Raw genomic sequence first — 24,677 nt, forward strand, 5'->3', positions numbered from 1 at the left:
GGCGGTGGCGGAACAGGTGCCACCGATGTCAGGGGTACGTACCTTCGTCATCGTGGTCGTGCGGATGTCGGTCCAGGCGTACGACGAGTCCGTGGGGCGACTCGGTGCCGAAGACGCGTGCGGTGAACGACCCGGTGCCGTACTCGCTGTCGGTCCAGGCCGCGAGCGTGGACGTCGTGTCCACGCCGAGGACGAGGGCGGCAGCGAGTACGGCACGGGTTCGGAGAAGCCGTGGTGATCCGGCCGGCACCCGACGGTTGACCACGGCTGCCACCTACACGGACTCGGCGAGAAGCTGCCAGGTCTCCGTGACCGACGAGCCCTGCACCAGAGCGCCGTCCGCCGTCACGACGAAGCACAGGTATGCCGGAGCGCCAGGCGCGGGAGGAGGGCCCTGCGTCAGGTTGAACGTCGCCGCGCCAGCCACCGAGTCGAGCGCCGTGCCCTGCGGCACGATCCAGATCGGGCTCGTTGGGGTCTCGCTGCAGTCCGCGAAGGTCGGCACGGTCGCGATCCCGTAGGTGAGCCCGGCGAACGCAGGCAGGCTGGGGGTGGCCGAGGCCACCGTGACGGTCGCGTCGTACGTGGTGTCTGCGGTCAGGCGGACGGCGAACGGCGCAGCGACCGCGTCGCCGGGGCTGATGTTGTCGAAGCCGGTGCTGAAGACCAGCGCAGCCGCCGTGCCGGGCGTGTCGTGCTCCGCCCAGACGGAGTCGTCCGTGCTGCCCTCGATGTTGAAGGTGCCGGCGGTGAACGTCCCCGTGGCGTACTCCGAGTCGTTCCAGGCGGCGAGGGAGATCGTCGCGCCGATGCCGAGGGCGAGCCCTCCGGCCAGGACGGCCTTGAGCTTGCGACGGCCTCCCGGACTGCTCGATCCGCCCAATGTCAATCTTGTCGATCCAAACAACGTGTCCTCCTCGTGCGACGGGGTGGGCTGGCTGGGGCTGTCACGCAAGGGACACGATAGGTCTTAAAACAGACAAAGCGGGCGCAAGTAGACAAATCAGCTGGCGAACCGAGCCATGAGGTGACCGCTGGGCGAGTAGTCGATTTTCCAATCGGCGTGGACCCCGAGGACGATCTGATGGCAGCGCCAATCTGATGGCAGCACCAGACCCCAGTGGGTTGGTGACGCACAATGGTCGCTGCCGGCGTAATGGCTCCAGATGGTGCCGCTCGGGTCGCCGGACGCTACCGTTCGGACGTGCCGGCCACCGTGGATTGAAGGTGCCCGAGACGAACTAGCACAGTCGCCCGCGTTCCGGTCTTGAACCGCGCCGTTGCATGGACACCTTCCGGCAGCCGGATGCGGCGTCCTCGCGTCGTCAACGCGACCATGGTGTCGGCGGGGAGCACCGATGCGAGTGTCCCTAGCATGCCTGGAATGCTTTTCTCCTGACGTGAACCCAGCCATGAGGTCTGTTCGCCGTACGGCATGTCGGTCAACACGAGCTGCGGCGGTGGTAACGCGGTCAAGAATGCGGCCACCTGCTGGTGGTCGAGGACGTCGGCCTGTCCGACCACATGGGGGAGGTCTCCGCCACCCCGGGCAAGCAGCTCTTGCAGCCGCCGCGCAGCCTCGGCGGATTCCCTGTAGGACGGTCGGCCAAAGCGGTGTGCCATGTCTTCCAGCTCGGCTGCCCGCTTCCGCATGCCCTCGGCGGACAGGAGAGCAAGGTTCGCTCGTGCAAGCCGGAGCGGGCCATCGGCGATGTCCGAGGCGACAAGTCCCGCGATCTTGTCCCGATGCAGCAGACCCAACACGGTTAGCAGGTTCCCACTGCCACAGCAGGGATCCCATACGGTCAGAGGCCGGGGTTGTCCCAGGGCGTGCCACGCGCGGAGGAACACCTCCGATGCGAGGCGGACGGGAAAGCCCGGATGGCCCGGTGCCGAACGCAGCACCGCCCCGCTGGCCAGGTCAGAGTAGTCATGTCGCTCTGTCACAAACCGATAGGTCATCACACCTCCGGGTAGCTACTACTGCCCGCGCCGAAGACGTCGAGCTCTGCTTCGCTCTCCGGCGAGGGCCTGGGGGCGGTGCCCGCAGCTGCTCGTCGGGGCGCTACGCCGGTTCGACGGGCAGCCAGAGTTCGCAGGTCGCGATGCTGAAGTCGTTCGTGGGATCGAGCATCGCGGTGATCTCCGGGCCTGGCCGCAGCCGCCACGGATTGAAGGGAAACCATGCGGCGGCGGCCGTGGCCCAGGCGTTCTGAAGAGTCTGCGGATGCGGCCCCGTGGTCCGGAGGACCACCCAACTGCCGGCCGGGACCTCGATGATGTCGAGGTCGCCCGGGATCGGCGTGCCCGGGGACACGGCGACCCCGTGCAGGTAGGTCAGCTCGCTGCCCTCGTCGTAGTCGGCGTCGAGGTCGTCGCTGACCGCGAGCAGGCCGCTCGGCTCAGCGTTGCCGAGTGCCTTCAGGCGCAGGTGCTCCTCGGCCGGTAGCGCGGCGATGTGCTGCCGGATGTACGGGTTGATGCCTTGGTGGATCAGCGGAACGCGAGCAGCGTGCCCTACGAGCCGGAACGCGGGATGGTCGACGATGCGGGTATCCATGTGGTCGCTCCCTTCGACAGGTAGGCGGAACCTGAGCTGGGGGTGATCGACGGCGTACCGGCTGCGGCTGATCGTCGTTCCTCCGATCCGATCGTGCGGCGGCGCTGCTGCGCCACACCCGACAGAAGCCGCGCGGGAAGTGTCGGGTGAGCGGGATCGATGTCGCCGCAAGATGGGGCCATGGATGACACGACATTGGTGTCCCGCTTTCTTCGCGACGGCTTCGTCAAGTTGGCCGGTGCCGTCGCGCCGCGGGTGGCTGCGGACTGCGCGCGGCTGCTGTGGCGAGAGACGGGCTGCGACCCGGACGACCCGGCGACGTGGACCCAGCCGGTGCACTGGGTGGAGGGCATGGCGCAGGGGCCGTTCGCCGCCGCACCCAATTCCCCGTTCCTCCATCACGCGTACGACCTGCTGGTCGGCCCGGGACGCTGGGAGCCGCGCTACTCGCTGGGCACGTTCCCGCTGCGCTTCCCGCACGAAGAGGAGCCGAACGACGCGGGCTGGCACATCGAGGGCAGCTATCTGCCGGAGGGCGAGAGCTGGTACTTCACGAATGTGCGTTCCCGTGGCCGGGCGCTGCTGATGCTGTTCCTGTTCAGCGAGGTCGGTGAGGAGGACGCGCCGACCCGGATCCGGGTCGGCTCACACCTCGACGTGCCGAAGGTGCTGGAGAAGTACGGCGAGGAGGGGGCGAGCGGGCTGGACCTGGCACCCGACCTGGTGGCGGCCTCCGAACACCGGCCGGTCGCCCTGGCCACCGGGTCCCCGGGCGACGTCTTTCTGTGCCATCCGTTCCTGGTGCACGCGGCGCAACCGCACCACGGGACACGGCCGCGCTTCATGGCCCAGCCGCCGCTGATGCCGGCCGCGCCGTACGAATTGGAGCGGGCCGACAGCGCCTACTCACCCGTCGAAATCGCGATCCGTCGGGGTCTCGGACAGGACACCCCCGATCCGGACGGGGTTGGCACTGACGACAATGTCGGGTAGGCGTGCCCAGGCGTGGCGCGGGTGATGTACGACGGAGGCGGGGACAAGGGTGGTTCTGCGGGTGAGTGGTCGCAACGCGCGATTCCAGCAGTGGGAGGCTCTCCTGCGTAACCGGACCAAGCGGCAGCGTCGCGGCGAATTCCTCGTGCAGGGCGTGCGTCCGATTGCGATGGCCGTCGAACACGGTTGGCAGATCCGAGAGCTGCTGTACGACGACAGCGCTGCGCTCTCCGGTTGGGCGCGCGAGACGCTGGAAACGGTCCGCGCCGAGAAGGTCGCTGTCTCCCGTGAACTGATGCACGAGCTGGGAGGTAAGGCGGACGACGTGCCAGAGTTGCTGGCCGTGGTCGCGCTGCCGGAGGACGACCTGGGCCGCATTCCGGTCGGGCCGAACATGCTGACCGTGGTGTTCGACCGGCCGACCAGCCCTGGCAACATCGGGACCCTCGTCCGGTCCGCGGACGCCTTCGGCGCCTCCGGCGTCATCATCACCGGCCACGCCGCCGACGCGTACGACCCGAAGGCAGTCCGGGCGAGCACCGGATCGCTGTTCGCTCTGCCCGTGGTCCGGGTGCCCACACGCCAGGCCGTGCTGTCCTGGGTCGGCGACGTCCGGGCCGGCGGCATCGGCATGAGCGTCGTGGGAACCGATGAGCTGGGCACGCTGGATGTCGCCGATCACGACTTCAGGCAACCAACGCTGATCTTGGTCGGCAATGAGACCACCGGTCTCAGCTCCGGCTGGCGTGAGGCCTGCGACCAGCTTGTCCGGATCCCGATGTCCGGGGCCGCCAGTTCCCTGAACGCGGCGACCGCCGCGACCGTCGTGCTGTACGAATCGGCACGGCAGCGGACCCATCCGGTGACCAGCGACAACGACAAGTGACACCACGTCACACGCGGTCATGACAGCACGCCACTGACATGTCGGCGGCGGACGCGCTTTCCTGGGTACATGTCCACCACCCCTGCCCACGCCACGATGAATGCCGACGTCGAGGCCCGCCGTCCCCGACGGTGGCTGCGGATCGTCTCCGGCACCCTCGCCGCAGTGGTGGCCGTCGCCAGCCTCGGCGTCGCCGCCCTTCAGCTCGGCCTGCCCTGGCAGATGGGCGAGGGCGACCGCAACCACGTCTACGAGGGGCCGGCCGGTTCGCAGCGCTACCAGGTCCATCTCCCGCCCCAGCACGACGTGAGTGCCCGGCTGCCGGTGGTCATGGCGATCCACGGCTGCGCGATGACCGGCTACGGGTGGAACTCGATGAAGGCGACGACCCAGTTCAACAACCTGGCCGACCGGGAAGGCTTCATCGTCGTCTATCCCACACAGTTGATCTCACGTAACGTGATCGCCTGCTGGAACTCGGCTGACCCCCGTGAGCAGCAGCGGCACACAGGTGAACCCGCGCTGCTGGCCGGCGTCGCCCGCCAGGTGGTCGAGGAGTACGACGCGGATCCGGCGCAGGTACACGTGGCCGGCGCGTCGTCAGGAGCGGGAACCGCAGTCATCCTCGCCGCCACCTATCCCGACGTCTTCGCCACGGTGACCTCGGTCGCCGGGGGTGAGTACGGGCTCAACCAGGTGGACCCGGACGACCCGGACTCGACGTCGCCGCTGGACACGGCACGGCAGGCCTGGGCACAGATGGGCGAGCGCGCCCGCCAGGTGCCGCTGCTTGTCATCCAGGGCGAGCGGGACGAGGTCGTGCCGCCCCTGGTCGCCACCCGACTCGTCGCCCACTGGACTGCGGTGGGTGATCTCGTCGACGACGGGCTGCCCAACGACAGCCTCGCCCTGACCGAGGAGACCGTGTCGGTACCAGCGGACGCGGGACGACACGCGTACACGCATTCGACGATCACCACGTCGGACGGCTCGTCGCTGGTCGAGGCGTACCTCGTCCAGGGCATGGGCCACGCCTGGCCCGGCCCGAACGGCGAGGGCCGCTACACCGACCGCGCGGGCCCCGACGCCAGCGAGATCGTGTGGGACTTCGCGGTGCGCCACCCGATGCGATGACGACGGCCGTCCGCCGAGACCGCGTTCTCAGGCGAACCCGCGCGCTGCCCTGCCGCGTGCCCCGGACCCCGGTGGGTCAGACCTGGTCACAGCCAGGTCACCCGCAGCCTCGGTCCGGGCCAACTCGACCGCATCGGCACGACCGCCCCTCTGGCCCGGGCCGGAGGGCTGCGGGCCGACCTGGCCGGGCGCTGGAGCTGCGCGCCGCTGCGGAGATCGACCCGGACCGGGCCCGCGCCGCCCCTGCGGAAGGCCCACGCGATGTGGACCGACGCGTCGGCCGTGGGCGACGCCGCCCCGGCAGCGCTGGCGCTGGGCCGGTTGCCGGACGCCACCGCCGACGACAGGTTCGCCGCGCTGCTGGCCGCCGAGCGCCTCGCCGTCGGGGGCGTCACTATCGACCAGGAGGAGTCACCACCGGACCGGCCGACCGGCCACCGGCGTCGGTCGTGTCCGTCTCGCGGCCCGACTGGCACCCGGTGTCAGGACTGTCGCCCGGACCTCGGCAGGGCTAGTGCCACGAAGGTGGCCGCCAGCATCACAGCGGCGTTGACCAGGAAGGCGGCGTGGAATCCGTCCACGACGGCCTCGACTGGCGTCGTGTCAGGCAGGGCCCGCTCAGTGGTCGTGGTGGCGATGGTGACCAGGACGGCCAGACCGACCGCCCCGCCGATCTGGCGCGAGGTGTTGAGCAGACCGGACGCTGCGCCGTCATCGCCGGGTGCCACACCGGTGGTGCTGGTCACCGTCGCCGCAGGCAGCAGCAGGCTCATGCCGAGGCCGGTCACCAGGGTGGGGCCCAGGACGTGGGTCAGGTAGGCCGGCTCCGCCGGCATCCTGGTCATCCAGAGCAGGCCCACGGCCGTGACGAGACCGCCGGCGAGCAGGAGCGGTCGGGTGCCGACCTTGGGCAGGAGCTGGCGGGCACCGAGACCACCGGCGATCACGATGGCGGACATCGGGAGCAGCGAGAGACCCGTGCTGAACGGGTCGTAGTCGAGCGCCTCCTGGAAGTACAGGGAGAGCAGGACCATCCCGGCCGTCATCGTGACACCCATGCAGAAGATCAGGAAGTTTCCGATGCTGACGGTGCGGAGGCGGAAGATGGCCAGCGGAATCAGCGGATGACGGCTCTTCGCCTCCACGGCCACGAAGCCGATCAGCAGCACGGCGGCGGCGATCAGGGCGACCAGCACGTTCGTCTCGGTCCAGCCGTCGGTGGCGACCTCGGAGAAGCCGTAGGTCAGGGCACCGATGCCGAGGGTCGCCGTGAGCGCACCCGGGAGGTCCAGGCGACGGCGTTCGCCGGTGTCGCGGTCAGGCAGCAGCCAGAGCAGGCCGGCGACGAGCAGGATGAGGCCGGGCGGGACGTTCACGAACATGACCCAGTGCCAGCTCAGCCCGGCGGTCAGGACGCCGCCGAGGATGAGCCCGGCGACGCTGGAGAGGGCGCCCATCAGGCTCCACAGCGTGACGGCTCGCTCGCGACGGTCCTCGTCGCTGTGGCTGGCGGTGATCAGGTTGAGGCTGGTGGGTGACAGGGCCGCAGCGCCGAGGCCCTGGAAGACGCGGGCCACCAGGAGCATCCAGGGGCTGGTGGCGAGTCCACCGGCGAGGCTGGCCAGGGTGAAGATCACCGTGCCGGTCAGGAAGACCCGCCGGTAACCGAACAGGTCACCGGCCCGGGCCGCCAGCAGCAGGAAACCGCCGAAGGCGATGAGGTATCCACTGACCACCCACTGCTGCTGGCTGACCGACATGTCGAGGCTGGCACGCATGTCGGGCAGCGCGAGCGTGACGATCGTGGCGTCGAGCACGACTGTGAACTGGGCCAGGCAGGAGATCGCCACGACGACGCCGAGCGGCAGGTTGGGCCGCACGACGCCGCGGGGTGCCAGGCCGGTTCGGGAGTCGAGCATGTGATCTCCTCACTGGTCCAGAATCACGCACGGGAACTGGATGAGGCCGACGTTAACACCGTTCACGGTGAACGGTGTTGATGCTAGGAATGACCGCAAGTCGTTGTCAAACCAGAGGAGCGACGGGTGCTGCGCAAGGCTGACGTGGTCGACGGCGCGTTGAAGCTGCTGGACGCCGAGGGGATCGACGGGCTGACGATGCGCCGGCTCGGCGCCGCGCTCAATGTCCAGGGCAGCGCCCTCTACCGGCATTTTCCGAACAAGGAGGCGTTGCTCGATGCCCTGGCGGACCGGATCGTCGACGGGCTCGGCGATCCGCTGCCGGAGGCCGACTGGCGCCGGCAGCTGTACGTCCTCGGTGACCGGATGCGGTCGGCGATGCTGGCACACCGGGACGGTGCCCGGGTGGTGGGCGGCACCTTCGCTCCCGGCCTGAACACGATGCGCGGCGCCGACCGCGCGATCACCGCACTCTGCACCGCCGGCCTGGCGCCCGCCCAGGCCGGGTGGCTCGCCTTCGCCCTCTTCTACTACGTGCTCGGCCACGTGATCGAGGAGCAGGCGCTGGCCGAACTCCCGGCGGGTGACACCTGGCGTCAACGCATCGAGAAGCTCGACGCCGAGATGTCGACGCACCACTCGGCCGCGCTGGCCGCGCTCACCGGCGCCGATCCGGGGGAACGGTTCCGCTACGGCCTGCAGGTCTTCATCGACGGCGTCGCTCAACAGATCGACCGGGCCGAAAGCTGAGATCCGCCCCCACCACGGATGCGAAATTCACATCCAGTCATGAAGAACGTCGATTGCGGCCCGGATCGCGGTTGGTAACCTCGGAAGCGTTCCGGCGACCCGGAAACGTTCGGCGGGATATTCGTGACCGACCGCGAAGGCAGCACTTGATCCCGTGATCTCGCAGGCGGGTACCAGTCCTTGATGCGGCATGCCAAGCGCTTTTTCGTTGGCATCATTAGGGTAAGGGATGACCGACCATGGCTGGACTTCTCCGAGTAATCACCGAAACACAGAAGCCTCGGGTTCACAAGTACACGCAGGAGCTGCTGGAACGCGCGAAAAAGCAGCACGGGGAGAATTCCGGCGCCTATCGCGGCATCTACAACCAGTATTTCCGAATGCCGTCGACCGGCCCGAGTTTCGGCAACAACACGCGGCACTTCGACGCGGTCATGTCGAGTGACTTTCCCAAGGGCCTGGAGCGCCTCTACCGACGGGTCGTCGTCATCGACATGCTCTCCGCCTGTGCCAGCGAGTGCGTGTTCTGCGTCCGCGGCCTCTACGATCCGCACACCTTGGGCACGGATCAGATCGGCGCCATCGCGGACTTCCTGAAGCGTGACGAGGACCTGCGCGAGATCCTGATCACCGGCGGAGACCCCCTGATCTCGCCGCGCAAGCTCAACGAGCTGCTGGCCGCGGTGGCCACCAGCGCGGAGAACATCATCACCGTCCGGATGGGCACCCGGCTGCCGGTGCAGAACCCGGGCGCGTTCACCGCGGACACCTACCGGGTGTTCGAGGAGTTCGCCGACCGTTTCCAGTTCGAGATCGGTGTGCAGGTCAACCATCCGTTCGAGTTGCAGCCGGAGGCGGTCGAGGTATTCGGCGCCCTGCAGCAGCGGGGCGTGCGTCTCTACAGCCAGAACGTCCTGCTCAAGGGCGTCAATGACGAGGCCGAGACGCTCATCGAGCTCTACGACCGGCAGCGGACGCTGCGGTTCATCCCGCACTACCTCTTCCACGCAGTTCCGATGGTGGGCACGGACGAGTTCCGTACGACCGTGGCGAAAGGGCTGCGGCTCGCCTCGGAAATCTCCGGCAGCGGGTATCTCAGCGGCCTGGCGAAACCGATGTTCACCGTGATGACCGACATCGGAAAAGTCACCCCCTACGAGGGCAGCATCGTTGCGAAGAACGGCCGGAAGTTGACGCTCCGGACGTCGTACCGGCTCGAGGATCGGCTGCGTTGGAGCCCTTCCTACCGGCTGCCGGCCACGGCCACTGTCAACTCCGCCGGAACGCTCGACGTGGTCTACAACGACGGCGAGGACTGACCTCGAATTTCGACACAAGGGGAGGCGCACAGTGCTTTGGAATGACCTTTACATCGGGTCCGTGGCAATGACTCTGGGTCGTGAGGAGACCACCGAGAGCGCCGTGGCCGACGGGCGTTACGCGGCGAAGGAGAATGAGGCGAGCGGCTTCCTCGCCACCCGGGTGGACGACGAGGGACCCACCATCGACCTGGCGGTGCGAGCGGCAGCAGCGGCGGTGGCCCGTGCCGGTGACCGGGCCTCGCAGGTCGACCTGGTGGTCCACTCCTACATCGCGCACCAGGGCCTGGACGACTTCGCACCGGCCGCGTACATCCAGGGCCGCACCGTCCGCGGCGACGGCTTCGCCGTGGAAATGCGCCAGGCGTCTAACGGCGGCATGGCCGCCCTGGAGCTGGCGGCGGGTTATCTGACTGCCCGACCGGACACCTCCGCGGCGCTGCTCACCACCGCCGACCGGTTCGTGGAGCCCGGCTACAACCGCTACGCCACCGCCTCCGGGATGCTCTTCGGCGACGGCGGCACCGCGCTGCTGCTCTGCCGGTCCTCAGGAATCGCCCGGCTGGTGAGCAGCGCGACCACCGGCGACACCACCTACGGCGACATCCAGATCGGCGCGGAGCCGTGGAGCGACGTGAGCGGCGGGAACGGCTGGCCGGTGAACATCAACGCCCGGGTGCACGCCTATCTGGCCGAGAAGGGCCCCGAGATCTACGTCCCCATGGTGCAGGCGTTGCAGCAGAAGGAGATGCTCGTCATCGAGCAGGCGTTGGCCGAGGCCGGGTTGGAGCCCACGGACGTCGCCTGGTGGATCTTCCCGAACCAGGGGCTGGCACTCACCGACTGGGACGCGCGCAAGGCGTTCGGTATTGACATCTCCCGTACCACCTGGGACTGGGGCCGCCGCTGTGGGCACCTGGGCGCGGGCGACCAGTTCGCCGGGCTGACCCACCTGCTGGAGGCCCGGAAGGCCAAGCCCGGCGACCGGGTCGTGCTCGCCGGCTCGGGCACCGGCTTCATGTTCAGCGCCGCGGTTATCGAGATCACTGCGGAGCTCCCGGAGTGATCGGGCAGGCTGAGTTCATCCGCATCGTCCGCGACGAACTGCGGCTGCCGCTGGCCGATCCGGATCTGGAGAACAGCTTCGATCAGGAGGTGAACTGGCGGTCGCTGCACCGGGTGCGGCTGTTCGTGGCGATGGAGCAGCACGCCGGCCGCCGTCCGGAGGTCGGCACGCTCTTCGAGGAGCGCACGGTACGCGGCATCTACACAGTGTTCGCCGAGCAGGCCGACGGCAGGCGTGACCCGTGAGCCCGACTCCGGCGATGTACGAGTGGTTCGGCGCCACCGTACGCGCCCACCCCACCCGCACCGCCCTGAGCGTGGCCGGTGCCGACTTCACGTACGCCGAACTCGATGCGGCCGCGGGCCGGGCCGCCGCCGCCATCGCCGGGACGGCAGGAGACCGGACCGGGCGTCCCCCGCGCCGGATCGGTGTCCTCGCCTCCCGGACGGTGGCGGCCACCTATGTCGCCTACCTGGCCAGCCTGCGGCTGGGTGACACGGTGATCTGTCTCAACACCGAGTTCCCGCCGGTCCGCAACGCGGAGATCGCCCGGCTGGCCGGGCTGGACGTGCTTGTGCACGCCGACGCCGAGCGGGAACTCGCCGCGCAGGTGCGGGCCGCCACCGGCGTCCGGCTGCTGTCGATGCCGGACGACGCCGCCACCTTCACCGGTGACGGCCCGTCCGTCGAGGCCGGCACCCCGGACGTCGATGACCTGGCCTACATCATCTTCACGTCCGGGTCGACCGGCAGCCCGAAGGGCGTGCCGATCCGGCACCGCAACTTCGCCGCCTGGGTCGGGCACTTCGTGCCGATGTTCGCCGACCGCGCCGGTGCCCGGGTCGCCCAGACGGCCGACCTGTCCTGGGACATGTCGATGATCCCGCTGTGGACCGCGTGGGCGTCCGGTGGGACGGTGGTGGTGCCGACGAAGACGGACCTGCTCGCCCCGGCGAAGTTCATCGCCGGGCAGGGCATCACGCACTGGGTCTCGACGCCGGCATCGGTCACCATGGCCAGGTGGCTGGGCGACCTGACCACCGGCGGGCTGCCGGACCTGCGGTGGAGCATCTTCGGCGGTGAGGCGCTGACGCCCGAGCACGTACGGGCCTGGCGGGAGGCCGCACCGAACAGCGCGGTGGCCAACGTGTACGGACCCAGCGAGGCGACGGTGACCTGCCTGACCCACCTGCTGCCCCAGGATCCGACCGAGCAGCCGGCCACGCCGAACGGCACCGTCCCGATCGGGCGGGTCTACCCCACCGTCGAATACGTGGTACTCGACGATGACGGCACCGCCGCCGACGAGGGTGAGCTGCTGGTCCGTGGCCCGCAGCGGTTCGACGGATATCTGGATCCCGCGCACAACCGTGGCCGGTTCGTGCTGTGGGACGGTGAACTCCTCGGCACCCACGACGGTCCCGGACGACCGGACGAGCGGCACTGGTACCGCACCGGTGACCGGGTCCGGTTCGACGACGCAGTGGCGGTCTACCTGGGACGTGTCGACAACCAGGTGAAGGTGCACGGCTACCGGATCGAGCCGGGTGACATCGAGGCGGCCCTGCGGGCGCACCCTGGCCTGGAAGAGGCCGCCGTGGTGCCCTGCCCGGCCGACGACGGCATCGTGGAGCTGGCCGGGTTCTTCACCGGGGAGGCCGTCTCCGATCCGGAGTTGCGGGACTTCCTGGCGGGGCGGCTGCCCACGTACATGACCCCGCGTTTCCTGGTGCACGTGGCGAAGCTTCCGCTGAGCCTCAACGGCAAGATCGACCGGAAGGCGCTCGTGGCGCAGGCCGCCTCGCTGACGACCACGAGCTGATCCTCGGCACCACCACCTCAGGCGCTCCACGACTGTGGGGCGCCTGAGGCTCGTCGCGGGGTTCGACGACGAACCCCCGGGCACAGTGGTCTCCGCCGGTACGGATCCCGTAACGGAACCAGGCCCCGCGAGATGCACGGGGCCTGGTTCCGCGGGGTCCTCAGCGGGTCAGGATCGGCCGCTCCCGGATCGCCTGGCTGAAGCCGTGCGCGATGAGGCGGTCGAAGAACGCGTCGTCCAGCGGCACCGACGGCGGCGCCGGCTCCGCAGCGCGCAGGGCCGCCCAGGTGTGCTCCGCGCTGATCTCCGGCATCGGATACGCCGGCTCCAGGCCCAGCATCCGCCGCCCGATCTTCCCCATCTGAATCAGCGGTGCCACGTCCGGATGGGTGGCCCGTTCGGTCGCCCGTTCCCACCAGACCGGGCCGGGCAGGGAGTCCAGCGGATACCCCGCCCGGCGCAGCGCGTCGAATCCATGGGTGAGCGCCACCGGCTGCGGCTTCACCAGGTGATACGCCCGCCCGGCGGCCGACGGCCCGACGGACAGCCGGGCCAGGTTGCCGGCGACCTGATCGACAGCGTCCATCGGCACCGCCTCGACCCGCTCGGGTACCGCCCCGACCGCGACGGCCGCCCTCAGCAGCGGCATGAGCAGGTCGGACGTGGAGGTGCCACCGGTGCCGGAATGCCCGGTCACCAGACCCGGCCGATAGATCGTGGCCGTCACGCCACGCTCGGCGGCCCGGGTGACGACCCGTTCGGCGGCCACCTTCGATCGCGGGTAGCCGAGGTGCCCGGACGTCGCCATCGACGGCGGGGTCATCTCGTCCACCCGGGACAGTCCGGCCCTGGCCGCATCGGCGAACACCGCGATCGTGGAGACGAAGTGGAAGCCGACCGGCCGACCGGCGGCCGTGGCCAGTTCCACGAGCGCCCTGGTTCCGCCCACATTCGACGGTGCCAGATCGTGGTACGGCGCGGTCATGTGCACGGACGCGGCGCTGTGATAGATCCGCGAGACCCGTTCGGCCAGGTCGTTCCAGACCTTCGGTGGCATGCCGAGACCGGGACGATCCAGGTCGGCCGGCACCGCGATCAGACGCTGCGGATCGTCCACGCCGACCTCTGCCATCCGCTCCCGCAGCCGGCGATCGGCCGCCGCCGGTCCGGTCGCCCGGACCAGGCAGTAGATCACCGGGTGTGGCTGGGCGAGCAGCGCCGCGGCGAGATGGCCGCCGAGGGACCCCGTCACCCCGGTCAACAGGATCGCCGTCACCGCGCCTCCTGCTCGCCGAGCAGCTCGGCCAGGTGCTGGGCCAGCGCCCGGGCCGAGTTGTTGGTGGCGATCGCCTTGGGGGCGACCCGGATACCCAGGCTGGTCTCGACCCTGGTCCGCAGCTCCAGATTGCCGAGTGAGTCCAGACCGTAGTCGTGGAACGGCCGGCCGGGGTCGACATTCCCACGGACGATCGCGCCGGCCTCCCGGGCCAGGAACTTGCTCAGCCAGCCGACCCGCTCACCGGCCGGCAGTGCCCGCACTTCGCTGAGCAACGCCGACGACTGCGACTGCGCTGGCTGGCTGTCCTGGAACGCCGCCGCGAACGGACTGCGGCGGGCGAGCGAGGTCAGCCACGGCGCCCGGGACTGCGGGACGTACCCGGTGAAGGTCCTGGTGTGCCGCAGCAGGGTGTCGAAGGCGCGGACCCCCTCGTCAGGCGTGATCATCGTGGTGTCACCGGATTCGCTGAGAACCGCGCCGCGGCCGATCTCAGCCCAGGCGCCCCACGCGATCGCGGTCACCGGCAACCCCTGCGCGCGCCGCCAGTGCGCGAACCCGTCCAGCCAGCTGTTCGCGGCGGCGTAGGCGCCCTGACCCGGGGACCCGAGCAGCGCGGCGGCCGACGAGAAGCAGCAGAACCAGTCCAGGTCGTCGTCGATCGTGGCGTGGTGCAGATGCCAGGCCCCGTACGTCTTGGGCGCCCAGTCCCGGTGCACCAACTCGGCGGTGATGCTCGGCACTGTGGCGTCCTCGACCACCGCCGCGGCGTGCAGCACCCCACGCAGGGGCAGCCCGGTGGCCCGGGCGGCGGCGGCCAGCCGGACCGCGGTGCCCGGGTCCGCGATGTCGCCCAGTTCCACCTGAACGTCGGCCCCGGCCTCGCGTAGCGCGGCGATCGCCGCGGCCGCCTCGGCGTTCGGCGCGGACCGCGAGTTCAGCACGATCCGGCCGCAGCCCGCCTCGGCGAGGTGCCGGGCCAGCCGCAGACCGAGGCCGCCCAGTCCGCCGGTGATGAGGTACGCGCCGTCGGCGCGGAACGCCGGGAACCGGTCCGGCGGCACCACCACAGGCGTTCCGGACTCGACCGCTGTGGTGAGCACGAACTTGCCGGTGTGCTGGGCCGCCGCCATGGTCCGGATCGCGGTCGCCGCCTCACTCAGCGGAAACGCGGTGACCATCGGTGCCGGCAGCTCGCCGCGGCTCATCAGCTCCGCCACCTCGCGGAGCAGCCGACCGAGCAGTCCCGGATCAACACCTGCCATCAGCTCCAGATCGACGCTGTAGAAGGCCAGGTTGCGCCGGAACGGGGCAAGGTCCAGCCGGGAGTCGCCGTAGATGTCACGTTTGCCGATCTCGACGAACCTGCCGCCGAAGGTCAGCAGATCCAGGCTCGCCCGCTGCGCCGCGCCGGTGAGCGAGTTCAGCACCACATCGACGCCCGCACCGCCGGTGTCCTCGCGGATCTGGTCGGCGAACTCCAGGCTGCGGGAGTCGTAGACGTGCGTGATACCTGTCGAGCGCAGCCATTCCCGGCGGTCCGCGCTGCCGGCGGTCGCGAAGATCTCCGCGCCGATCCGGCGGGCGATGGCAACCGCGGCCTGCCCGGTGCCACCGGTGGCCGAGTGGATGAGGACGCGCTCGCCGGGCCGTAGCCGGGCCAGCTCGTGCAGGGCGTACCAGGCGGTGGCGTAGACCGCAGGGGTCGCCGCCCCCTCCTCGATGCTCAGCCCGGACGGCAGCGGGGCGGCGAGCCGGGCGTCGACAGTGACGTGGCTCCCCCACGCGCCGTCGGTGACACCGACGGCGGTCATCACCCGATCGCCGACCGCGAACCCGGTGACCTCGTCGCCGACCCGGACCACGGTCCCGGCACAGTCCACGCCCAAGCCGGGGATCTCCCCCTCGTAGCTGAAGCCGTTGCCGTGCGCCACCAGTACGTCGACGAAGTTGATGCCGCCGGCGCCGATCGCGATCTCGATCTCGCCCGGGCCGGGGCTACGGCGCGCGACGACGGCCAGCTCCAGCGAGTCCAGGTCGCCCGGGTGGCGGATCTCCAGCCGGTAACCGTCGGCATCGGGGTCGATGACCGTTCGGTGCCGTTCCCCGGCGGCGAGCGGGGCCCGCTCGAGCCGGGCGGTGTAGTGGTGCCCGGCGCGCCAGGCGGTCTCGTCCTCGGGGCTGTCGGCGGCGAGTTCGGCGGCGAGCGCCTCGACCACCGCCTCGTCGACGTCGATCTGGGTGGCCCGGACGTCGGGGAACTCGGCGCCGATCACGCGCAGCAGGCCGCGTACCCCGGCGTGTTCGAGGTTGACCACGTCGCCGGTCAGGACCTGCTGTGCGGACTGGGTGACCGCGTAGAGCCGGGGCGGTGTGCCACCGAACGCGGCGAGTTCCTGCGCGACCCCGACAACCGCCTGCACCAGGTCGCGGCCGCGGGCGATGCCGTCCTCATCGGCAGGTCCGGCCGGTCGTGGGCAGAGCAGCACGACGCCACGCCAGGTGCCCTCCGGCACGAGGGGCGCAGTGCCGTCGGACGACCACGGACGGACTTCGGCCTTGCCGCCCTGCCCGCGCAGGGCCGTGGCGAGCTCGCCCGGCTCGCAGACCGCCGCGTCCGGCGCGAGGATCAGCCACGAGTCGTCGGACCGGCTCTCGGCGGGTCGCGGCGGGTCGGTGCGGTGCCAGCCCACGGTGAGCAGCCGCTCGGCCAGGATCTGCCCGGCACTCTCCTCGTCGCTGCCGCTGGTGCCCATGACCAGGCCCTCCACGGTCAGCAGGACAGCGCCGTAGCGATCGGTCAGCTGGATGTCAGCGACCACCCGGGTGCTGTCGTGGGACACCAGTCGCAGATGGCAGTACCGTGCGGCGGCGGACGGTGCCCACTGGCGGATCCGTCCTACCTCCAGCGGGACCATCAGGCCGCCGTCCGCCACCTCCTGCGCCACCGCAGGCATCGCGATCACGCACTGGAAGCAGGCGTCCAGCAGCGCCGGGTGGATACCGAAACCGTCGTTTCCGCTGCGCAGCGCGGACGGCAGCTCGACCTCACCGAGCACGGTCCGGCCGTCCGGGCCAGGCAGGCGGTGGACGGTGGTGACACCGGCGAACGCCGGTCCGGGTTGGATGCCCCGCTCACCGACGATCCGCCGCAGCTCGTCCCCCGGCAACGGATCGGAATGCTCGTCGAGGAGCAGGTCGATGTCGATCGGCTCGGGTTCGGCGACGTCCGCTGACGGGTGCAGCGTGGCGGAGGCCAGCCGGACCCGTTCGCCGTTGTCCGACGTGGTCGCCTCCCACCGGGCCTGGCCCGGCGCGGTCACCGTGGCGGACGCGGTGACCTCGTCATGGTCGCTGAGCAGCAGCATGCGTTCGAAGCGCAGCCCGTGCACCTCGCCCCCGCCACCGAAGACCTCTCCGGCCGCGCTGAGCGCCGCCTCGCAGTGCGCCGAGCCGGGGTAGGCGGCAACGTCACCGACCCGGTGGTCGACAAGCCACGGCAGCACCGCCGTACCGACGTCGGACTGCCAGGCGTGCCGCTCCGGGCTCTCATCGAGCCGGACATGCGCGCCGAGCAGCGGATGCACCCGTACCGTGTGTGCTGGCGGGGACTGGTCGGACCGGACCAGCAGGTGCTGGCGTGCCCAGGTGGGCAGTGGCGCGTCGACGAGGTCACCGTCCGGATGCAGCAGCGAGAAGTCGACCCCGCCACCGGCCGCATGCACCTCGATCAGGCTGGTGAGCAGGCCGTACGGGGTCTCCTGGCCGCGCCGCATACTCGGCAGGGCGGCTGCGGGCAGCCCGGACGACCGGGCGCACTGTTCCACCGCCCGGGTGAGCAGCGGGTGCGGGGACAGCTCCAGGAAGACGCGGTGACCGTCCTCGAGCGCGGCCAGCACCGCAGCGCCGAACCGGACCGGCTGGCGCAGGTTGTCGACCCAGTAGGCGGCGTCGGGGACCGGCTGGGTGTGCGGGTCGTCGAGCGCGGTGCCGTAGACGGGCACCGTCCCGGCGGCCGGCGTGAGGTCGGCGAGGACTTCGGCCAGCTCGGCCAGGATCGGGTCCACCTGCGGCGAGTGCGAGGCGACGTCGACGGCGACCTCGCGCGCCATCACGCCCCGGCTCTCCCACGCCGCGATCAGTTCCCGGACCCGGTCGGTGGCGCCACCGATCACCGTGGACTCCGGTGAGGCGACGACCGACACCACGACGTCGTCGTAGGCGGCCAGCTCCTGCTCGACGCGTTCGGCGGGAAGTTCGACGGAGGCCATCGCGCCGGCACCGGCCAGTCGGGCGCACAGCCGGGACCGACGGCAGATCACCTTGACGCCGTCGTCGAGGGAGAGCGCACCGGACACCACGGAGGCCGCCACCTCGCCCAGCGAGTGCCCGATGACGGCGGCTGGTCGCACGCCCGCCGCACGCCAGGCTGCGGCGAGCCCTACCTGCATGGCGAAGAGCGTCGGCTGCACCCGGTCGATGCCGGTCACCGTCTCCGGGTCGGTCATCGCGGCCGTCACCGAGAAGCCCGACTCGCGCTGGATGAGCGGCTCCACCCGGGCGACCATGGCGGCGAACTCGGGCTCGGTCGCCAGGAGCGCGGCACCCATGCCGGCCCACTGCGAACCCTGGCCGGAGAAGACCCAGACCGGGCCGCGCGAGTCGTCACCGACCACCGGTGCCGGGGGCCGCTCGGCCACCTGGTCGGTCACGCCGCGCAGCGCGGCGATCAGTTCCGGCCGGTCCGAGGCGATCACGGCGGTACGGAACGCGCGGTGCTCGCGCCGCCGCGCCAGGGTGTATCCGAGATCGGCGAGGGTGACGTCCTCGTGGACGGCCAGCCAGTCCGCTATCCGTTCGGCGGTCGGGCCCAGTTCCTCCGGCGCGCTGGCCGACAGCGGAACCAGCTGCGCAGCGGATCGCCGCGACCGGTTGTCCGCGACCGGCCGAGTCCGGGGCGCTTCCTCGACCACGGCGTGGACGTTGGTGCCGGACATGCCGAACGAGGAGACGCCCGCTCGCCGGGGCCCGGGGGCGTCCGGCCACGGCGTCGACTTGCCGGGCACGAAGAGCCGGGTGTTCAACGCGCTGATCTCGGGGTTGAGCTCCTCGAGGTGCAGCGTCCCGGGTACGACGCCATGCTGCAACGCCAGCACGGTGGCGATCAGCCCGGCGGTGCCGGCGGCCGACTCGGTGTGACCGAGATTCGACTTGACGGAGGTCACCGCGCAGGGGCTGGCGCCCTGGCCGTAGACCTCGGCCAGGGCGCGGAACTCGATCGGGTCACCGACGGGCGTGCCCGTGCCGTGCGCCTGCACCATCCCGACCTGCTCCGGGGTGATCCCGGCGTCGGCCAGCGCGGCCCGGTGCACTGCGGCCTGCGCGGCCTGCGACGGCATGGTGATGGTGTCGGTGCGACCGTCCTGGTTCGTCGCGATGCCCTTGATCACCGCCAGGATGTGGTCGCCGTCGGCCAACGCGTCGGTCGCCCGCTTCAGGAACACCATGCCGCAGCCCTCCGCCCGGACGAAGCCGTCGGCGGACCTGTCGAAGGGCCGACACCTGCCGCTGCGGGACAGCATGCCGAGCCCGGACGCGCCGGCTGCGGGCTCCGGGATCAGCATCAGCATGACACCACCGGCCAGGGCCATGTCGCTCTCGCCGGAGCGGATGCTCATGCACGCCTGGTGCACCGAGGTCAGGCCCGAGGAGCAGGCCGTGTCGACGCTCAGCGACGGACCGGCCAGGTCCAACGCGAACGAGATCCGCCCGGAGGCCATGCTGAAGGCGGTGCCGGTGAACCAGTACGGGTGGATCTTCCGTACCCCGTGGGTGACCACCGAGTAGTCGCCGTGGGCGATGCCGACGAAGACGCCGGTGCGGGTGCCGGCGAGCGCGGACGGCGGTGTTCCGGATCGTTCGACCGCCTCCCAGGCGGTCTCCAGCAGGACCCGGTGCTGCGGGTCGGTGGCGAGCGCCTCCCGCTCGGCGATCTTGAAGAACTTCGCGTCGAAGCCTCCGGCGTCGGTCAGGAAGCCGCCCCAGCGCGACACCGAACGGCCCGGCACCCCCTGCTCGGCGTCATAGTGCTCATCCGCGTCCCATCGGTCCGCGGGAATCTCGGTGATCACGTCGCCGCCGTTCGCGATCAGGTTCCACAGACTTTCCGGGGAATCGATACCACCGGGGAACCGGCAGGCCATGCCGATCACCGCGATGTCTCCAGGATCCGCCACGGTTCCTCCTCATCAATGAGTGGTTGTCACCTCAGGCGCGCGACTGCACCTCGTCGACGAACTTGCGGACGATCGCCTGGAATCCCGGGGCGTCGTCGAGGAAGGGCTGGTGACCGGCGCGCGGCATGATCTCGTAGCTGCCGTTGGGGAACTGCTCGGCCAGTTCCCGGGCACCGGTCGGGCTCAGCAGCAGATCGTCGTCGCCGACCACGATCAGCGTCGGCGCCTGGACGGCCGCCGCCTGCTCCGGCTTGTGGTCGTCGACGAGTGACCGGTTCAGCCCGTTGACCAGGTCCTCGAGGGTGGTGACCGCGGTGAAGGCCTCGCGCAGGCCGAGGAAGCCGGGGGTGCCGAGCGCCTCGTTCATCTCGGCGCTGAACAGCTCCGGGTAGAGGTGCTCGTAGAAGCCCACGATGCCGTGGCTCTCGATGGTCCGCAGCCAGGCCCGCTGCAACTGCCGCTGGCGCCGCATGCCCTTGGGTCCGTAGACCGGACCGGCCAGCACCATGCCCTTGACCCGGTCCGGGTGCGTCAGCGCCATGTCCCGGGCCAGCACGGTGGAGGCCGACGCCGCGATCAGGTACGTCGACTCGATTTCGAGGGCGTCGAGCAACGCGACCAGGTCGTCGACGTGCTCGGCCCAGGTCGGTTCCTCGGCCACGTGCGAGGAGGCACCGTGGTTGCACAGGTCGTAGCTGATCAGGCGATAGCTACGCGCCAGATCCTCGGTGAACACCCGCCACAGCGGGGCGCTCATCAGGAAGTGGTTCAGCAGCGTGATCGGGGTACCCTCGCCGCGGACCTCGTAATAGAGCTCTACGTCCGCCCGGGTACGGATGCGTTGGGCATCCTCCGGGTAGGAGAGGTCCAGCCGGGACAGACTCTCGAAATTCGACATCTCATCCTCTTCCTGTGACGACTCTGGACTCCGGCGGTACTGGCCCGCGCCGGCTGGGACCGCGCCGACGAGCCGCAGGTGTGGTGGGCGCGCGGCCGCGTCTCGACTCGGCCCGGTGGGCGGGCGGCCCGTTGGCGCGAGGTCGGGGACACACAGACCGGCCGCGACGCAGCCGGTCCCGCCGAGGTCGGGCACCCGGCGGCAGTCGACTCAAGCGCCTGTCGATCTCGGCCGGTCCGCAGCCGCGGCACGCAGCGTGCGGCGATTCCCGGCACGGTCCGGCTGGAACAGCAGGCGGGGATGAAAACGATGTCCTCGCCACTTCTTCCCGGGGCATATCCGCAGTTACATATCGACGCGACACAGTCCGTCTCCAGAAACAAACCGCGAGCCGAGCAGATCGGCGCGGACCCATCGCCATAACTTGTCGGTTTTCGGCGGAACAGTTCTCGACGCTACCAGCAGCCGCCAGCGAGGCAACAGGTTAGATCTGCATACACGTTCATGTAGATCACACGAAAAAGGCATGAAGAGCACACCCGCACAGATGATCGTCACTGGCACCGGAACGAGGCAATTCAGCATGCTCGTATCGCTAATCCCGCAGTCTCACCGATTGGCAGTGCGCTCACCTGCACTTCTACCAGGGCTTCCGGCTCGCCGATCATCGGGCACCTGGCAGCACTTGCCCGTCGCAACCGAACTCCGCCGCTGCGGCCATCGCGTACAGATACTCACCGGCAGTCGATTTGGTGAGCGGGTCACCGCAGTTGGCCTGGAACACGTGTCACTGCCGTGGGAATGCGACTTCGACGCGCAGGATCTCGACGCGGCCTCCCCGGAACACACCACGGAGAAGGGGCGTTTCGAAACTGTGCTTCGACATCGATAATCTGTTCGCCAACTCGATGCCGCACCCGTGAGACTTTTCCAACCTGATCCTGCAGGTCCGAAATGGTGTGTAGCCGGGTGTCGATGAGGGCGAGGCTCCAGGTAAGACAGCAGATCGACCGAAACCCGATGCCCCGACACGGGAGCCTCGCCTGTGCTGCCTTACCCGCAGGGTCATTGCGTAGTTGGGTAGCTGCTGGTCACGGTGGTGATGAGGTCGTGGGGGCGGCGGTTGGCGCGGCGGGTGGCTCTGGCGATGTTGGTCTCTCCGTTGCCGCGGTGGAATCCGATCGCGGTGTTGCGGAGGACCGCTGTGACGGCTGGTCCGTTGCCGGTGGGTGTCCTCGTGGAAGGTCACATCGCGGACCCAGTGCAGCCGGTTCTCGATATGCCATTCCAGGCGGGCCCATTCCTGCAGGTCAGCAGGTTGGGCGTCGGCGGCGGGCAGTGACGCCACCAGGTAGACCGTCTCTCGTGTGCGCTTGCCGGCAACCGTGCGGGTCCGGGTGATCCGGACGGCCTGCTGGGCGTGGGGGAAGCCGATACCGCCGGGAGTCTGCACGGTCAACGCCTTGACGGTGCGGGTCTCGCGGCGGCCGTGTCCGGTGTCGCGGTGTTGGTGCCCGACCGGGACCTGCGCCCAGGGCAGTCGGGAGTTGCCCCCTGGTCCTGGACACTTGAGCCTTGGATCGTGATGGTCCGGGGAGATCAGGAGTTCATGACAGATGGTGATGAAGCACTACCCCGCTGAGTTCAAGGCCGACGCGGTCGCGTTGTACCGGTCTCGGCCGGGGGCGACGATCGCGCAGATCGCTGACGATCTCGGGGTCAACCGGGAGACGCTGCGGAGTTGGGTCCGCGCCGATGATCAGCGTCGGGGCGCTGCTGGGTCGGCCGCGTCGGCGGCGAGGCCGCAGGCGGGCGGCTCGGTCGAGGATGAGAACGCCGTGTTGCGCCGGCGGGTCCGGGAGTTGGAGGAAGAGCGGGACATTCTGCGGAAGGCGGCCCGGTATTTCGCCGGGGAGACGCGCTGGTGAACCGCTTCCAGTTCGTCGCCGACCACCAGGCACGCTACGGCGTGAAGCGGTTGTGTCAGATCATCGGGGTGTCCCGCTCGAGCTACTACTACTGGCGGTCGGCCGCTGCGGCGCGGGCCGCCCGCGACGCTGCGGACGCGGCTCTCGCGGGCCGGATCCGGGCGGTGCACACGGCTCACGACGGCACCTACGGGGCGCCGAGGATCACCGCTGAACTGCACGATGCCGGGCTGCGGATCAACCGGAAGCGGGTCGCGCGGGTGATGCGCCGCTTCGGCGTGCAGGGCCTGCGGCTACGCCGCAGGGTGCGCACGACGGTGCCGGACCCGGCCGCGGCGAAGGCCCCGGACCTGATCGGCCGGGACTTCACCGCCGGGCAGCCGAACCAGCGCTACGTCGGCGACATCACCTACCTACCGGTCGGTGAGCGCGGGTTCCTCTACCTGGCCACCGTCATCGACCTGCACTCCCGCCGTCTCGCCGGCTGGGCGATCGCCGACCACATGCGCACCGACCTGGTCATCGACGCCCTCCACGCCGCCCAGCGCACCCGGGGCAGCCTGCACGGGGCGATCATGCACACGGACCACGGAGCCCAAGGCGGTTTCAACCGGTCGTCGCAACACCTTGATCGCGGAGGTGTGCATGGGCAGGAACATGAAGCTGGAGCAGGTGCCGGAAGGGGCGCGGAGGCAGTGGGCCGCGGACCGGGCGCTGCGGGCGCCGATGCGGTCGCCGGGTCGGCCTGAGCCTTCGCGCGCTGTGCAGCGACAGTTCTGGCGGCTGATCGCGACGGGGGTCACGACGGTCGAGGCCGCGCTTGCCGTTGGCGTGTCGTGGCCGGTTGGGGCGCGGTGGTTTCGTCACGCTGGCGGCATGCCGCCGATCAGCCTGGACGAGCCTTCGGGCCGCTATCTGTCCTTCGCCGAACGCGAGGAGATCGCGCTGCTGCGGGCGCAGGGCACGGGCGTGCGGGAAATCGGCCGCAGGATCGGACGCGATGCGGGGACGATCTCGCGTGAGTTGCGGCGCAACGCGGCGACCCGGGCCGGTAAGCAGGAGTATCGGGCCACGGTGGCGCAGTGGAAGGCGCAGCAGGCGGCCAAGCGTCCGAAGACCGCCAAGCTGGTGTCCAATCCTCGGCTGCGCGAGTACGTGCAGGACCGACTGTCCGGGGCGGTGCGCCGGGCCGGCGGCGAGCTCGTGGCCGGGCCGACGGCTCGGGCCTGGAAGGGACGAAACAAGCCCCGCCGGGAAGACCGCCGTTGGGTCACCGCCTGGAGCCCGGAACAGATCAGCAACCGGTTGAAGCTCGACTTCCCGGATGATGAGTCCATGCGCATCTCGCATGAGGCGATCTACCCATCGCTGTTCATCCAGGGCCGAGGCGCGCTGAAGCGTGAACTGGTCGCGTGTCTGCGCACCGGCCGGGCACTGCGGGTGCCGCGCGCCCGGGCCCGGCAACGCCGCGACGGCATGGTCACCCCGGAAGTGATGATCAGCCAGCGGCCGGCCGAGGTCGACGACCGGGCCGTGCCGGGGCACTGGGAAGGTGACTTGATCATCGGGCTGGACAGGTCCGCGATCGGCACCCTCGTGGAACGAACCACCCGCTTCACCATGCTGCTGCACCTGCCCCGCATGGACGGTTGGGGCGTCGAAGCGCGGTCGAAGAACGGCCCGGCCCTGGCCGGGCACGGTGCCGAAGCCGTCCGCGAAGCGATCGCCGCGACGATCACCGCTCTGCCCGAGCAGTTGCGTCGCACGCTCACTTGGGATCGCGGCAAAGAACTCGCCCAACACGCGAAGCTAACCTCGGTCTTTCGCTAGCTGTTGATCAAGGCCGTGATCTGGGCAGTTGATCTTCTCGGTTTGGGGTTGGGTTTCGCG

General features: G+C 70.0%; 16 protein-coding genes and 2 pseudogenes. 10 read left to right on the top strand and 8 right to left on the bottom strand.

What is annotated here, in order from left to right; all coding sequences use genetic code 11:
• Positions 1 to 28 precede the first annotated feature (28 nt).
• From ACLQ2S_RS23625 to ACLQ2S_RS23640, 4 genes are all read right to left on the bottom strand, one after another.
• Entirely contained in the window at positions 29 to 274 is a 246-nt protein-coding gene (locus ACLQ2S_RS23625) for a SipW-dependent-type signal peptide-containing protein (RefSeq protein WP_425702930.1), read from the bottom strand.
• Entirely contained in the window at positions 275 to 883 is a 609-nt protein-coding gene (locus tag ACLQ2S_RS23630; RefSeq protein ID WP_155218713.1) for a SipW-dependent-type signal peptide-containing protein, read from the bottom strand.
• A 308-nt stretch (positions 884 to 1,191) separates the two neighbouring features.
• On the bottom strand, positions 1,192 to 1,962 hold the full coding sequence (locus tag ACLQ2S_RS23635; RefSeq protein ID WP_155218711.1) for an rRNA methyltransferase: 771 nt from the start codon (positions 1,960 to 1,962) through the stop codon (positions 1,192 to 1,194).
• Positions 1,963 to 2,065: 103 nt separating this feature from the next.
• The gene (locus ACLQ2S_RS23640) at positions 2,066 to 2,560 is read right to left on the bottom strand and encodes a GyrI-like domain-containing protein (protein ID WP_230462646.1); all 495 of its coding nucleotides are present in this window, start codon (positions 2,558 to 2,560) and stop codon (positions 2,066 to 2,068) included.
• A gap of 180 nt (positions 2,561 to 2,740) precedes the next feature.
• On the opposite strand from ACLQ2S_RS23640, the gene ACLQ2S_RS23645 reads away from it, so the two are divergent.
• From ACLQ2S_RS23645 to ACLQ2S_RS23655, 3 genes are all read left to right on the top strand, one after another.
• Positions 2,741 to 3,553, top strand: a complete 813-nt coding sequence (locus ACLQ2S_RS23645; RefSeq protein ID WP_425702933.1) for a phytanoyl-CoA dioxygenase family protein — start codon at positions 2,741 to 2,743, stop codon at positions 3,551 to 3,553.
• 49 nt (positions 3,554 to 3,602) lie between these two features.
• A complete protein-coding gene (locus ACLQ2S_RS23650; protein WP_425702935.1) occupies positions 3,603 to 4,439 on the top strand; it encodes a TrmH family RNA methyltransferase in 837 nt (278 codons plus the stop codon).
• 69 nt (positions 4,440 to 4,508) lie between these two features.
• Complete coding sequence (locus ACLQ2S_RS23655) at positions 4,509 to 5,573, top strand: extracellular catalytic domain type 1 short-chain-length polyhydroxyalkanoate depolymerase (protein ID WP_425702937.1); 1,065 nt, start codon at positions 4,509 to 4,511, stop codon at positions 5,571 to 5,573.
• Between the two features lie 482 nt (positions 5,574 to 6,055).
• Here the strand turns inward: ACLQ2S_RS23655 and ACLQ2S_RS23660 are convergent, their stop codons facing one another.
• Positions 6,056 to 7,492 carry an MFS transporter gene (locus ACLQ2S_RS23660; protein ID WP_155218701.1) on the bottom strand — a complete coding sequence of 479 codons (1,437 nt, stop codon included), beginning with the start codon at positions 7,490 to 7,492 and terminating at the stop codon, positions 6,056 to 6,058.
• A gap of 126 nt (positions 7,493 to 7,618) precedes the next feature.
• Between ACLQ2S_RS23660 and ACLQ2S_RS23665 the strand changes: the two genes are divergently transcribed.
• The 5 genes from ACLQ2S_RS23665 to ACLQ2S_RS23685 all read left to right on the top strand — a co-directional run bounded on the left by ACLQ2S_RS23665 (position 7,619) and on the right by ACLQ2S_RS23685 (position 12,449).
• Entirely contained in the window at positions 7,619 to 8,242 is a 624-nt protein-coding gene (locus ACLQ2S_RS23665; protein ID WP_155218699.1) for a TetR/AcrR family transcriptional regulator C-terminal domain-containing protein, read from the top strand.
• Between the two features lie 239 nt (positions 8,243 to 8,481).
• Complete coding sequence (locus ACLQ2S_RS23670) at positions 8,482 to 9,561, top strand: radical SAM protein (RefSeq protein ID WP_155218697.1); 1,080 nt, start codon at positions 8,482 to 8,484, stop codon at positions 9,559 to 9,561.
• Positions 9,562 to 9,628: 67 nt separating this feature from the next.
• Positions 9,629 to 10,627: a ketoacyl-ACP synthase III family protein gene (locus tag ACLQ2S_RS23675; RefSeq protein WP_230462659.1), complete on the top strand. Its 999-nt coding sequence runs from the start codon at positions 9,629 to 9,631 to the stop codon at positions 10,625 to 10,627.
• Positions 10,624 to 10,872: an acyl carrier protein gene (locus tag ACLQ2S_RS23680; protein ID WP_155218693.1), complete on the top strand. Its 249-nt coding sequence runs from the start codon at positions 10,624 to 10,626 to the stop codon at positions 10,870 to 10,872. The genes ACLQ2S_RS23675 and ACLQ2S_RS23680 overlap by 4 nt, the downstream gene beginning before the upstream one ends.
• Positions 10,869 to 12,449: an AMP-binding protein gene (locus ACLQ2S_RS23685; RefSeq protein WP_155218691.1), complete on the top strand. Its 1,581-nt coding sequence runs from the start codon at positions 10,869 to 10,871 to the stop codon at positions 12,447 to 12,449. The genes ACLQ2S_RS23680 and ACLQ2S_RS23685 overlap by 4 nt, the downstream gene beginning before the upstream one ends.
• 160 nt (positions 12,450 to 12,609) lie before the next feature.
• Here ACLQ2S_RS23685 and ACLQ2S_RS23690 read toward each other — a convergent pair whose 3' ends face one another.
• From ACLQ2S_RS23690 to ACLQ2S_RS23700, 3 genes are read right to left on the bottom strand one after another with little or no spacing between them, the layout of a single operon-like run.
• Positions 12,610 to 13,725 (bottom strand): thioester reductase domain-containing protein, encoded by a 1,116-nt coding sequence (locus tag ACLQ2S_RS23690; RefSeq protein ID WP_425702941.1) that lies wholly within the window; start codon positions 13,723 to 13,725, stop codon positions 12,610 to 12,612.
• Positions 13,722 to 19,961, bottom strand: coding sequence for a sulfolipid-1 biosynthesis phthioceranic/hydroxyphthioceranic acid synthase (gene pks2, locus ACLQ2S_RS23695; RefSeq protein WP_425702943.1), 6,240 nt, complete (start codon positions 19,959 to 19,961; stop codon positions 13,722 to 13,724). Before pks2 ends, ACLQ2S_RS23690 begins: the two co-directional genes overlap by 4 nt.
• Before the next feature lie 31 nt (positions 19,962 to 19,992).
• Positions 19,993 to 20,859: an alpha/beta fold hydrolase gene (locus ACLQ2S_RS23700; RefSeq protein ID WP_425702945.1), complete on the bottom strand. Its 867-nt coding sequence runs from the start codon at positions 20,857 to 20,859 to the stop codon at positions 19,993 to 19,995.
• 1,616 nt (positions 20,860 to 22,475) lie between these two features.
• On the opposite strand from ACLQ2S_RS23700, the pseudogene ACLQ2S_RS23705 reads away from it, so the two are divergent.
• Positions 22,476 to 23,386, top strand: a pseudogene (locus ACLQ2S_RS23705) (IS3 family transposase); the annotation flags it as partial.
• A gap of 58 nt (positions 23,387 to 23,444) precedes the next feature.
• Positions 23,445 to 24,599 (top strand): annotated as a pseudogene (locus tag ACLQ2S_RS23710) (IS30 family transposase); the annotation flags it as partial.
• Positions 24,600 to 24,677 lie beyond the last annotated feature (78 nt).

Source organism: Micromonospora sp. DT48 (assembly GCF_049844495.1).
Lineage (GTDB): Bacteria > Actinomycetota > Actinomycetes > Mycobacteriales > Micromonosporaceae > Micromonospora.

Coding starts and splice junctions, on each gene's coding strand:
- ACLQ2S_RS23660 (WP_155218701.1), bottom strand. CDS start 7,492: ATGCTCGACTCCCGAACCGGCCTGGCACCCCGCGGCGTCGTGCGGCCC.
- ACLQ2S_RS23670 (WP_155218697.1), top strand. CDS start 8,482: ATGGCTGGACTTCTCCGAGTAATCACCGAAACACAGAAGCCTCGGGTT.
- ACLQ2S_RS23645 (WP_425702933.1), top strand. CDS start 2,741: ATGGATGACACGACATTGGTGTCCCGCTTTCTTCGCGACGGCTTCGTC.
- ACLQ2S_RS23655 (WP_425702937.1), top strand. CDS start 4,509: ATGTCCACCACCCCTGCCCACGCCACGATGAATGCCGACGTCGAGGCC.
- ACLQ2S_RS23675 (WP_230462659.1), top strand. CDS start 9,629: ATGACTCTGGGTCGTGAGGAGACCACCGAGAGCGCCGTGGCCGACGGG.
- ACLQ2S_RS23700 (WP_425702945.1), bottom strand. CDS start 20,859: ATGTCGAATTTCGAGAGTCTGTCCCGGCTGGACCTCTCCTACCCGGAG.
- ACLQ2S_RS23640 (WP_230462646.1), bottom strand. CDS start 2,560: ATGGATACCCGCATCGTCGACCATCCCGCGTTCCGGCTCGTAGGGCAC.
- ACLQ2S_RS23635 (WP_155218711.1), bottom strand. CDS start 1,962: ATGACCTATCGGTTTGTGACAGAGCGACATGACTACTCTGACCTGGCC.